The 12,162-nt window shown below is 46.9% G+C and carries 13 protein-coding genes; 2 read left to right on the plus strand and 11 right to left on the minus strand.

The genetic code is table 11. The features are described 5' to 3' along the window. Window positions 1–6: 6 nt before the first annotated feature. The 10 genes from atpH to mioC all read right to left on the minus strand — a co-directional run bounded on the left by atpH (window position 7) and on the right by mioC (window position 7,917). On the minus strand, window positions 7–537 hold the full coding sequence (atpH, locus tag ACFQ1C_RS09820; protein ID WP_379558431.1) for a F0F1 ATP synthase subunit delta: 531 nt from the start codon (window positions 535–537) through the stop codon (window positions 7–9). Between the two features lie 13 nt (window positions 538–550). Beyond that, window positions 551–1,021, minus strand: a complete 471-nt coding sequence (gene atpF / locus ACFQ1C_RS09825) for a F0F1 ATP synthase subunit B (RefSeq protein ID WP_379558432.1) — start codon at window positions 1,019–1,021, stop codon at window positions 551–553. Window positions 1,022–1,070: 49 nt separating this feature from the next. Then, window positions 1,071–1,298, minus strand: coding sequence for a F0F1 ATP synthase subunit C (atpE, locus tag ACFQ1C_RS09830; RefSeq protein WP_087035980.1), 228 nt, complete (start codon window positions 1,296–1,298; stop codon window positions 1,071–1,073). A 64-nt stretch (window positions 1,299–1,362) separates the two neighbouring features. Beyond that, window positions 1,363–2,142 carry a F0F1 ATP synthase subunit A gene (gene atpB, locus ACFQ1C_RS09835; protein WP_379558433.1) on the minus strand — a complete coding sequence of 260 codons (780 nt, stop codon included), beginning with the start codon at window positions 2,140–2,142 and terminating at the stop codon, window positions 1,363–1,365. A gap of 8 nt (window positions 2,143–2,150) precedes the next feature. Beyond that, entirely contained in the window at window positions 2,151–2,534 is a 384-nt protein-coding gene (locus ACFQ1C_RS09840; protein WP_379558587.1) for an ATP synthase subunit I, read from the minus strand. A gap of 198 nt (window positions 2,535–2,732) precedes the next feature. After that, window positions 2,733–3,638 (minus strand): ParB/RepB/Spo0J family partition protein, encoded by a 906-nt coding sequence (locus ACFQ1C_RS09845; protein ID WP_379558434.1) that lies wholly within the window; start codon window positions 3,636–3,638, stop codon window positions 2,733–2,735. Next, entirely contained in the window at window positions 3,635–4,438 is an 804-nt protein-coding gene (locus ACFQ1C_RS09850) for a ParA family protein (RefSeq protein ID WP_379558435.1), read from the minus strand. The genes ACFQ1C_RS09845 and ACFQ1C_RS09850 overlap by 4 nt, the downstream gene beginning before the upstream one ends. Window positions 4,439–4,447: 9 nt before the next feature. After that, a complete protein-coding gene (gene rsmG, locus ACFQ1C_RS09855; RefSeq protein WP_379558436.1) occupies window positions 4,448–5,083 on the minus strand; it encodes a 16S rRNA (guanine(527)-N(7))-methyltransferase RsmG in 636 nt (211 codons plus the stop codon). An 8-nt stretch (window positions 5,084–5,091) separates the two neighbouring features. Then, window positions 5,092–6,981, minus strand: coding sequence for a tRNA uridine-5-carboxymethylaminomethyl(34) synthesis enzyme MnmG (gene mnmG, locus ACFQ1C_RS09860; RefSeq protein WP_379558437.1), 1,890 nt, complete (start codon window positions 6,979–6,981; stop codon window positions 5,092–5,094). A gap of 489 nt (window positions 6,982–7,470) precedes the next feature. Then, on the minus strand, window positions 7,471–7,917 hold the full coding sequence (gene mioC / locus ACFQ1C_RS09865; protein WP_379558438.1) for an FMN-binding protein MioC: 447 nt from the start codon (window positions 7,915–7,917) through the stop codon (window positions 7,471–7,473). Window positions 7,918–8,191: 274 nt separating this feature from the next. On the opposite strand from mioC, the gene gdhA reads away from it, so the two are divergent. After that, entirely contained in the window at window positions 8,192–9,547 is a 1,356-nt protein-coding gene (gene gdhA / locus ACFQ1C_RS09870) for an NADP-specific glutamate dehydrogenase (RefSeq protein ID WP_379558439.1), read from the plus strand. Between the two features lie 212 nt (window positions 9,548–9,759). Here gdhA and ACFQ1C_RS09875 read toward each other — a convergent pair whose 3' ends face one another. Further along, entirely contained in the window at window positions 9,760–10,116 is a 357-nt protein-coding gene (locus ACFQ1C_RS09875; protein ID WP_379558440.1) for a RidA family protein, read from the minus strand. Window positions 10,117–10,310: 194 nt separating this feature from the next. Here ACFQ1C_RS09875 and ACFQ1C_RS09880 point away from each other — a divergent pair, with 194 nt between their 5' ends. Continuing rightward, on the plus strand, window positions 10,311–12,107 hold the full coding sequence (locus ACFQ1C_RS09880) for an MOSC N-terminal beta barrel domain-containing protein (protein WP_379558441.1): 1,797 nt from the start codon (window positions 10,311–10,313) through the stop codon (window positions 12,105–12,107). The last annotated feature ends 55 nt before the right edge of the window (window positions 12,108–12,162 follow it).

The raw sequence follows: 12,162 nt of genomic DNA on the forward strand, positions 1-12,162 counted from the left end.
CCCCAATCAAGATTGCAGCGTTTCAGCCAAGCGGGACAGCCTGCCCCGAACACTTCCGTCGATTACTAAGTCACCGGCTTGGATAATAATGCCGGCCATCAATTTTTTATCGACACTGCAATTCAGCTTCACTTTGCGCTCTAGGCGCTTTTCAAGTGAGGCTTGAATCTTGGCCATTTGTTGCTTAGTCAGTTTGGCGGCAGAAACTACATTAGCTTCAACTACCCGGTCCAGATCTGCCTTCATTGCGGCAAATTCTAGAACCACTGCAGGCAACACACTCAAGCGTCCGTTTACGGCCATCACCTTTATCAGGTTCTGACCTTGCTCATCGAGCTGTTCGCCACAGACAGCCAAAAACACGTCGGCCATCTTTTCCGCGTTCAGATTGCTGTTGATAAGGTCTTCAACTTGCTTGTCAGTTGCCACTTGCGCAGCAAAACCCAGCATTATTAACCAGTTATCAACCGCTTTTTTCTCAACGGCAAAATCGAAAGCTGCTTTGGCATAGGGGCGAGCAATGGTTTTCATTTCCATAGCTCTATGTCCCTTACAGTTCAGCTACTACTTTCTCTAAAATGTCGCTATTAGCAGCGGCATCAATTTGACGCTCGAGGATTCTTTCTGCACCTACCAAGGCAAGAGCAGCAACCTGCTTGCGCAGTTCCTCTTTGACACGGTTGCGTTCGGCTTCAACTTCAGCCTGAGCCTGTGTCAGAATTTTTTCACGTTCAGCCTGAGCTTCACGTGTAGCATCCTCGACGATCTGGGCCTTGCGCTTGTTAGCCAGCTCAACAATGTGAGCAGACTGCAGCTTGGCTTCTTTCAACTGTTCAGTTGCATGATCTTGCGCCAATGCCAAATCTTTCTTGGCACGCTCCGCTGAAGATAAACCTTCGGCGATTTCTTTCTGACGACTTTCGATGGCACCCATCAGTGGTGGCCATACAAACTTCATGCAAAACCAAACGAAGATGATAAAGGCGATCGTTTGACCGAGGATTGTTGCGTTCATATTCATCGCAACTCTCCTTTAAAATAGTTAGCAGACTGATTGATAAACCGTGGCATTAAGCAGCAACGGCGAAAATCAGGTACAAAGCCATACCAACAGTAATCATTGGGATTGCGTCAACCAGGCCAACTACGATAAAGAAGTTAGTACGCAGAGCTGGCAGCATGTCAGGCTGGCGAGCAGCACTTTCCATGAACTTACCACCTAGCATAGAAATACCGATAGAAGCAGCAATTGCAGCGAAGCCCAGCATAACGGCGGCAGCGATGTAGATCATTTCCATTTTTTATTCTCCAATTATTAGCGGTTTAAACGACTGCTTGTTAAAATATTGTTATCTTTTGTTATTAATGTTCTTCAGACGCCATTGATAAGTAAACAACGGACAAGATCATGAAGATGAAAGCCTGCAAGGTGATTATCAAAATATGGAAAATCGCCCAAGGCACATTAAGAGCCCATTGAGACCACCACGGTAGTAAACCGGCAATCAAGATGAAAATCATCTCACCAGCATACATGTTACCGAACAGTCGCAAACCTAGCGAAATAGGCTTAGCGATTAGCGATACGGTCTCAAGCACCAAGTTAACAGGGATCAAGGTCCAATGATTCAGTGGTTGCAATGTCAGCTCTTTAACAAAGCCAGACACGCCTTTCTCTTTGATACTGAAGTAAATAATCAAAAAGAACACACCAAATGCCATGGACATGGTGATGTTAACATCGGCGGAAGGAACAACCCTCAGGTAAGGAACACCTAACAATTGTGCGCCATAAGGTATTAAGTCGACTGGTAGTAAGTCCATTGCGTTCATCAAGAAAACCCAGACAAAAATGGTTAGCGCCAACGGGGCCACTAACTTACTTTTACCATGGAAGACGTCTTTAACGGCACCATCTACAAAGCCCACTAACAACTCAACTGCACATTGTAACTTGCCGGGTACACCACTGGTTGCACGAGTTGCAACACTATGGAATAACCACAAGAACAGTATTCCCAGGACAACGGAAACAAGCAAAGAATCGATATTTAACGCCCAAAAACCCGAACCAACCTGTAAATGCGTCAGATGGTGAGAGATATAACCTTGGGAAGTTAAGACATCTCCTGTTGCAGCCATGTGTTTTCCTAGTAACGGTTGTTGAGAGTGAACGAAAGAATCCACTGCATCAGCAATGCTAGGGCGTAAGCCGTAAACAGAGGTGCATGAAGCACTTCCATAAACTTGAGCGCTATCACAAACAACAAGATAGTGCTGCCAAACTTAATCCCAGCCCCGCTGTAAAAGTCCGCCATTACGCTATCAGGCGTAGCATGCTTGGCGTTAAACGCCAAGACTCGCACGCTAAACAGACATTGGGGAACCCAGTAGATTCCGCCCCCTATCAGGGCGGAACGAGCGGCAATCTCACTCTGCATATAAAAAAACAGCGTGCCGACAGCCACTACCAAGAGTAATTGTCCAGACAAAATCACCAGCGCCATTTGCTTGTCGCTAAGGTGCGGCTTCATTTGCTCCACAAGAACTCCTGATACAGTTAAGGGCTTATTGGCCACACCAAGGTGTTGTCAGCTAAGCCCTAAAAAATCAGGTCAAATTATACCCGTGCCCCGCGTAAATGCAATTACAGTAACCTGTTATTTTTATAGGTTAACTTCGGTTTTTCCGAGCATTTACCACGAGTAAACCTCATTGCGTGTTTTTGTTATCTACTCTTCAGGCTCGTCGTTAATGCCAAAGAAATGACTTATTTTATCTAATTCATTCAATGAGTTATAAGATATAACCAACTTACCTTTATCTTTGTGAGTCGATTTAATTTCTACTTTTGCGCCCAGTTTAGCACCCATTTCTTGCTCAAGTTGGCTCATAAGCAAGGATCTGGGCTGCTCCAGCGCCGCCTTTTTAGGCGCAAGTGTTTGTTTCACTAATTTTTCAGTTTCGCGAACCGTGAGGCCTTTTTGGGCAACCAAGCGGGCTAACTCGGTCTGTTGCTCACCGATTATGGCCAATAAGGCACGGGCATGGCCCATTTCTAGCGAACCATGCTCCACTAATTGCTTCACTTCATCGTTAAGCTGAGCCAAACGCAGTAAGTTAGATACGCTACTGCGGCTCTTCCCCACGGCCTCGGCCACGGATAAGTGCGTAAAGCCGAACTCTTCAATCAGGCGTGACAGCGCGCGTGACTCTTCGATAACGTTAAGATCTTCACGCTGAATATTTTCGATCAAGCCAATTGCCATGGCTTCTTGGTCGGCCACATTCTTGATCAAACAGGGTATTTGACTTAAACCTGCAATGCGTGCCGCACGCCAACGGCGCTCGCCAGCCAATATTTCATAGCCGCCATCCGCGAGTGGGCGTACCACTATTGGCTGGATAATGCCTTGTTGGCGAATGGATGTCGCTAGCTCTTCTAGTGCAACCTGAGACATATCACGGCGCGGCTGATATTTACCTGGCTGTAGCTCATTTAAGGTCAGCGTTTGCAGTTCGCCATTGGCACCCGGCTGCGAGTGTGTGTCGGCCTGATGCTGACGCAGATTAGCGGCCGAGCTGGTACTGAGTAGCGCATCTAACCCTTTACCCAAACCGCGTCGTTTCATGTTCATATGATGAGTTCCGAAGATTCTTTAGAGTCCACAGCCAGTTCTTCTCGGCGTAATATTTCCCCAGCCAGTGCTAGATAAGCTTTGGCACCCAAGGAGGACTTATCGTAATACATGGCAGGCTGACCAAAACTGGGAGCCTCGGCCAATCGCACGTTTCGCGGTATCACAGTGCGATACACTTTATCACCAAAATGTGATTTAAGCTGATCGGACACATCATTAGACAGTCTATTTCGATGATCGTACATCGTTCGCAAGATGCCTTCTATTTTAAGATCAGCATTCACTACCGCCGCTAGCTTGCTAATGGTATCCACAAGCGCAGTTAACCCTTCAAGAGCAAAATATTCACACTGCATCGGCACCAATACTGAGTCGGCGGCCGACATTGCATTGACGGTAAGCAAGTTGAGGGAAGGGGGGCAGTCGATAAATATATAATCATAATAATCACGTACCGGAGCCAGCGCTGTACGCAGTCGAGTTTCGCGGGCAAACACTTCCATCAGTTTGATTTCAGCTGCGGTCACGTCGCCATTACCGGCAATTAAGTCATAACCACCACTGGTTTCACGCTCTATCACCTGATCGATAGGTACTTGGTCTACCAGTAGCTCGTAAGCGGTATTCGCCAACTGATATTTGTCGATACCGCTCGCCATGGTGGCATTGCCTTGAGGATCCAAGTCGATTACCAATACCTTGCGCTTAGTTGCGGCCATGGATGCTGCCAAATTGACACAGGTCGTGGTTTTACCCACGCCCCCTTTCTGATTGGCAATGGCAATGACTTTTCCCACCGGATACCTCTACTGGCTGGCTAGTTTGATGACCACCAAGTGGCGGTCTCCGTCCTGCTCGGGCACGGTTAAAGGATAAACCTGATCGAGTGCCAAGTGAGCAGGCAATGATTGTAACTCCTGCTCCGGATATTGTCCTTTTAATGCCAGAAATTGGCCATTAGGGCCGAGCAGATGAGCGCACCAGCTTACCATGTCATCCAGCGAAGCAAAGGCTCGACTTAACACACCGTCAAACTTCTGCTCAGGCTGATAAGCCTCAACACGGCTTTCTACTGCAATCACGTTAGTGAGGCCTAGCTGATGAATAACCATACGAATAAAACGAATACGTTTGCCTAAGCTGTCGAGTAGCACAAACTGCTTATCGGGATTAACGATCGCCAGTGGTAAACCAGGTAAGCCTGGGCCGGTACCTACATCAATAAAGTGGGTGCCCTTCAAATAAGGGCTAACCACTAAACTATCCACAATATGACGACCCACCATGGCTTGAGGATCACGCACCGAGGTTAAATTAAAGGCCTTGTTCCATTTATCGAGCAAGGTGACTAGGGTGACTAACTGATCACGCTGTTGGTCTGAAACGCTCAATTCTGTTTGAGCAAGCAAGCGCTCTAGGGTGCTTTTCAATTGTTCTTTCATCATCACTCTTATGCTGACTTACGCAGTAAACCACGCTTTTTTAAGTGCACTAGTAATATAGAAATCGCCGCCGGTGTCACACCCGGAATACGCGATGCCATGCCTAGTGTTTCTGGTTTTGCCTGGTTGAGCTTGATAATAACCTCATGAGACAAACTAGGCACTTCGTTATAATCTAGCTCCAGTGGCAAACGAGTATGCTCGTTACGCAAATGCTTTTGGATTTCACCTTTTTGTCGCTCGATATAACCGGCGTATTTAACCTGAATCTCTACCTGCTCGGCGGCTTGCTCATGTTCGATACCTGGGCCTATGCCCTCAATTGACATCAACTTTTTGTAATCTAGCTCGGGCCGACGTAACAATTCTTCGAAGGTATGTTCTTTGCTTAACGGTGATTTTAATAATTCATTTACGTTTGCAGCCACTTCATGAGTAGGGCTTATCCAATTATCTCGTAGACGCTGGGTCTCTTGAGTAATCTGCTCCATCTTATCGCAGAACAAAGCCCAGCGATGATCGTCAACCAGGCCCAATTCACGGCCCGCTTCGGTAAGACGAAGATCGGCGTTATCTTCACGCAACAGCAAGCGATATTCAGCGCGGCTAGTAAACATCCGATAAGGTTCTTTAGTGCCTAGGGTGGATAAATCATCCATCATCACGCCCATGTAGGCTTGATCGCGACGAGCAGACCATTCCTCTTTGCCAAACGCTCTTAGTGCAGCATTTAGTCCGGCCAGCAAACCTTGAGCAGCGGCTTCTTCGTAACCGGTAGTGCCGTTAATTTGGCCGGCGAAAAACAAGTTATGCAAACACTTGTTTTCCATGTTGATCTTTAAATCTCTAGGATCGAAATAATCGTATTCAATGGCATAACCGGGCCGCATGATATGTGCTTGCTCAAAACCATTGATCGAACGCACGAGCGCCAACTGCACATCATAGGGCAGACTGGTGGATATACCATTGGGATACAGCTCTGTGCTCGTCAAGCCTTCAGGCTCAACGAAGATCTGATGAGAGGTCTTATCGGCAAACCGCATGATCTTATCTTCGATCGACGGGCAGTAGCGCGGGCCGATCCCGTCGATCACTCCGCCATACATGGGGCTACGATCTAAGTTTTTACGGATAATATCATGGGTTTTTTCATTGGTATGTGTGATGTAGCAAGGGACCTGCTTGGGTTGATCTGCACGACTGCCAATAAATGAAAATACTGGGGTCGGATTATCACCAGGCTGTGCTTGCATCTTAGAAAAATCAACGCTGTTAGCATCAATTCTCGGTGGTGTACCGGTTTTTAATCGGTCAGTACGCAAAGGAAGTTCACGCAATCGCTGAGCTAAGGCGACCGACGGTGGATCACCTGCTCGACCGCCTTTGTAATTATCCATGCCAATGTGGATCAAGCCATTCAGGAAAGTGCCTACGGTTAGCACTACGGTTTTAGCACGAAATCGGAGGCCGGTTTGGGTGATCACACCCACCACGGTATCGCCTTCAAGGATCAGATCATCGCAGGATTGTTGGAAGATCTTTAAATTAGGCTGATTTTCTAAACGGGTTCTAACTGCTTGTCGATAGAGCTGACGATCTGCTTGTGCTCTAGTCGCTCTAACGGCTGGCCCTTTCGATGCATTCAAGGTTCTAAACTGGATCCCCGCGTTATCGGCTGCCATGGCCATGATCCCGCCTAAGGCATCGATCTCTTTTACCAGATGGCCTTTACCGATCCCACCAATGGCCGGGTTGCATGACATTTGTCCCAAAGTATCGATGTTATGGGTTAATAATAGCGTGTTTGCCCCCATACGAGCAGCAGCAGCTGCTGCTTCTGTGCCGGCATGGCCACCACCAACAACAATGACGTCAAACAATTCTTCATAGTGCATAACAGATACTCTTGAGACTAACGGTTTAAGGATCCTGAACGACGATCATTTTAGCTGTTTTATCGTTAGGATGGAAATGCGATCGAGAGGATCCTTGCTGCCCTTAATAGATCTAAGATCTCTTAAGGGATCTTCTATTATGACTACTACTAGTGATCGATCTTTCTGTTAATAACCACTTTTTGATCTTTAAGATCATAAGCTTAAGTACGATCGATAACTGTGTACAACCTTTAGGTAGATCCCTTTGTACCCGTGGGTAACTAGCCTACTTATGCACAGGGGGTAGGGGTGAGTTATTTAATTAAGAGGATAACTATAGGTTAATCACTGGATCTAACCATGGTTATGCACATAGCTGTTTTTTTATGAGGGGGCTGGGGGTGTAGAGCGGCGCGCTAGATCTGTTGATAACTTGGTGGAAGGAATTTTATCATGTAAGAGATCCAACGTAAGTTGGATCTACAATAGAGAAGAGAATAAAGAGATCTAATCACTAGATAGCCAGTGATCGAGCCATTTTTTAGCGATCTCTTCAGGAGGATCTTGCAAGCTCACATCTATAGTTAACAATTTAGCAACTCGCGTTGCCCCTAGAGCTGTTAGCTGATGATCCAAGGTGTGTATGGCGTTGCAGAAGGTATCATAAGCTGAATCACCTAAACCGACCGCTAAATAGTTAAGTTTAGAGAGATTTGGCTGTTGCTGAATGAGTTGCTGATGAAATGGCTGAATATTATCGGGAAGCTCGCCTGCGCCATGAGTAGAGCAGACTAATAATAAGGTGTGTTCAGGCTTGATCAAAATGTGATCAAGCTGGGGAGAAGTGTGAATAACTGCGTGATGACCATTTTTTTGTAGGATCTCAGCTAGCTCATCAGCAAGATCTTCTGCAGAGCCTAAAGTTGAACCCACCAAGAGGATAAAGTGACTCATACTGTTCCTTGGTACAATAAAAGTGGCGATTTTAGCATCATCTGCGGCCTTAGTCGGTGTAAGATGTAGAAGTTAGGGCAGATAAGGTTAAGTACAGGCAGTACAAAAAGGTCTCTGTATAAGCGAATCACTGGGTATTCAGCGGTAATAATGCATAAATATTCTGTTTTTCTTTGCATATGGGATTGACCAGCTGCCGTATCCATATTTCAATAGAAGTGGGCCTCAATCAGTATCCCGACGAAATTTGTACAAAAATAACAAGGAAGATATCGTGACGTATATTCATAACACCATCACCAAACTCAAGAAAACCAGCCCAGCGCAAGCTGAATTCTATCAGGCTGTAGAGGAGGTGCTTGAATCGTTACAGCCCATCCTTGAAACGAATGAGCAGTATCAGTTGAACTCCATTATCGAACGCATTGTTGAGCCTGAGCGCCAATTGATGTTTCGTGTTCCTTGGGTAGATGACCAAGGCAAGATACAGGTTAACAAGGGTTACCGTATCGAATTCAACTCGGCATTAGGTCCTTATAAAGGTGGCCTTCGCTTCCACCCCAGCGTCAACGCTAGCATCATCAAATTCCTCGGCTTCGAACAAATCTTCAAAAACGCATTAACCGGTCTGCCAATTGGCGGCGGCAAAGGCGGTGCTAACTTCGATCCTAAAGGTAAATCTGATGGCGAAATCATGCGTTTTTGTCAGTCTTTCATCAATGAATTGTATCGCCACATTGGCCCCACCAAAGATGTACCCGCCGGAGACATAGGCGTGGGCGCACGTGAAATTGGTTATATGTTTGGTCAATACAAGCGTTTAACTGGTAACTATGACGGTGTATTCACCGGTAAGAGCTTGTTGTGGGGCGGTTCCTTGGTGCGTAAAGAAGCAACCGGCTACGGCTGTGTTTACTTTGCTCAGTATATGTTGGAAGACAAGGGTGACAGTCTGACAGGCAAGCGTTGCTTGGTATCTGGTGCCGGTAACGTGGCTATTTACACCATAGAGAAGCTGTATCAACTGGGTGCTATTCCAGTAAGCTGCTCAGACTCAAGTGGTACTATATACCACGAGTCAGGTATTAATCTTGATACCCTGAAAGAGCTGAAAGAAGTACGCAAGGTTCGCTTGGACGAATATTTGAATGCACATCCCGATGCCAAGTTTATTCCGATCGCTGAATACCCTGAAGACGGCAATGCAGTATGGCGTTTACCTTCTGCTCAATTGGCATTTCCATGTGCAACGCAGAACGAACTGAGCGAAGCCGATGCCAAGGTATTAGTTGCTAATGGCTGTATGGGCGTATCTGAAGGTGCCAACATGCCTTCAACTCAAGATGCAGTAGAAGTATTCTTGGCTGCTAAAATCCACTATGGACCAGGCAAAGCGGCCAATGCAGGTGGTGTTGCCACTAGTCAGTTAGAAATGGCACAGAATGCGAGCATGCAGCACTGGAGCTTCGAAGAAGTAGACGAGAAGCTGAAAGTTATCATGAAGAACATTTATCTGAATGCTAGCGAAACCGCTGCTGAGTTTGGCGAACCACACAACTTGGTACTAGGCGCGAATATTGCTGGTTTCCGTAAAGTAGCAGATGCCATGATAGAGCAGGGCGTAGTGTAAGAAAGCGGTACGTTATACGCTGTACGCGATACGTTAAGGAACATGCCTTTGTAGGCGAACGCTTGCTCTCGCATTACGCCGAAGGCTGAACTCGTTAATCATGTAGAAAAAGCCCCGAACCGTTAGGTTCGGGGCTTTTATTTTTTTGCATCACGCTTGGCATTCAGTTTGTTTTTAACGGACAGCGTATGGCGTACAGCGTTGTTTTCGTTTTACGCTTCACGTTCAACGGCAGTTACTGAAATTTCTACCAGCAGTTCAGGGCGCGCCATGGCGGCTTCTACACAGGCACGTGCCGGTGACTGCCCTTCGGGTACCCAAGCATCCCATACCGCATTCATACCAGCAAAATCTGCCATAGTTTTCAGATATATAGTGGCAGATAACATATGTTCACGGCTGGAGCCTGCGCTTAACAATAACTCATCCACTTTATCCAACATGGTGACCGTTTGTTCGGTAATATCCTTGCTGGCATCTTTACACACTTGGCCACACAAATAGACGATGCCATTATGCTTGACGATGCGACTCATACGTTTAGCAACCTGCTGGCGTTCAATAGTCATGATTGTTCCTGTTAGATTGAGAAAAAGGTGAAGCTCTTCGAGCCACGCTTTACGCCGTACGCTGTTCGTAAAGAAAGACAGTGTTAGCCTTTAACGTATGGCGTATGGCGTAAGGCTTATAGCTTCTCTTAGTAAACAAACATTAACCTCTGTACAGAGGTTGTAAACGTTTAATGAATAAAAGGATGAAATATATGGCGGTGATCACGCAGTTGAATATATACCCGCTTAAATCGGCGGCAGGAATATCTTCAAATGAGGCCTTTGTTACCCGTGAGGGGATCTTAGGTGACCGCCGCTATATGTTAGCCAAACCCGATGGTCGTTTTGTTACAGCTCGTACTCATCCTCGTTTACAAAGTATTCAAGTCACCATAGTCGCGGGAGGCCTAGATCTTCGTTATGGCGATGGGGCGCTCGCGGTGCGTCACTCTGTGTTTCTACAACAACCTATTACCACCACGGTATGGGACGATGACTTTATCGCGTTAAGTACTCATCCTGAATATGATGCCTGGTTCAGCCAGATATTGGGTGAGCCATTACAGCTGGTCTGGTTAGGTGAACACTCGCAACGCTATCGTAAAAGCTTAAACACGGCGGTGAGCTTTGCCGATGGCTATCCTTTATTACTGATCTCAGAAGCCTCGCTGGGCGATCTTAATCTAAGAGCGGATGCGCAGCTGCAGATGTCCCAGTTTCGCACCAACATAGTTGTAGCAGACAGCCGAGCTTTTGAGGAAGACGGTTGGCGGCATATTCGTATCGGTGAGGTTGAATTTTTAGTAGCTAAGCCCTGTAGCCGCTGTGTGATGACCACCATCGAACCAGGAACAGAGCATTTTAATGCCATCAAAGAACCGTTAGCGACCTTATTACGTTATCGACGAGCTGCAGATGGGGAAGTTTATTTCGGTCAAAATCTGATTGCACTTAATGAAGGTCACATCAGGTTAGATGATGAAGTCGAAGTGTTGGAGTATGCGGCCGCCGCTATGTATCCCGACACCGCGCCTAAGCGAAGAGCCTTAGTATGTGTTGGCCGCGAGGCCCTTACACCTGATATAGAAACCTACTGGCTAGCCGCCACCGACGGCAAACCGCTGGCCGACTATCAAGCGGGGCAACACCTACCGATCGCCGTAGATATAGATGGCACTCGTTATGTGCGTTATTACACCCTGAGTTCTAGCCCGACTCGAGCTGACCGTTATGCTATTAGCGTAAAATGCCAACCTGATGGTTTGGTTTCCCCATGGTTGGCTAAACACTTTCAGGTAGGTAATAGGCTGCTAGCCCATGCGCCCGCGGGAGATTTTGTATTGCAGTCGGCTGATCGTTATTTGTTGTTGTCGGCTGGCTCCGGCATGACACCCATGCTATCTATGGTGCGTACACTCGCTGACCGACAGCAGTTAAATGATGTGTTGTTTATTCATGTTTGCCGAACAGCAGCGGATATACCTGCAGCCGAGGAGCTACAGCAATTGGCTGTTAAGTATCAGGGTCTAACGTTAGAGTTTGTACTAACCCAAGATGAAAAAGGCGAGAGCGGTCGGATTACCTTAGCGCACTTGGCGGCTATTACTTGGTTGCAAGAGCGGCAAACCTATCTCTGTGGTCCGGCCGGTTTTATGCAGCAAGCTCGAAGCTGGTTATTGGTGCTGGGGTTACCAGTATCTCGCCTGCAGCAAGAGTATTTTGCTAGTCCGCAAAGCGCCAGTGTTTCACGTGAAACACTGGCCGTGAATATCCAAATAGGTGATCGTAGCTTTACTGGTAATAACCAACAGGACTTACTGACTCAAGCAGAACAACAAGGCATGACGTTACCTTGGTCTTGCCGGGCTGGTATTTGTGGTAGCTGTAAGCAGCAGCTGCTTGCGGGCGAAGTGGATCAACCGCAAGCTCCGGCGTTATCAGCAGCAGAACAAGAAGCCGGCATGATATTAACCTGCTGCTGCGTGCCGCTGACAGATGTGACCTTATAGTGAGGAGTAAAGTGTGAGGAGTGAGGAGGAAACCCCAAGCCTGTAAATTCGGTGT

It is taken from the genome of Oceanisphaera ostreae, from assembly GCF_042676125.1.
In the GTDB taxonomy this organism is placed as follows: Bacteria; Pseudomonadota; Gammaproteobacteria; order Enterobacterales; family Aeromonadaceae; genus Oceanimonas; species Oceanimonas ostreae.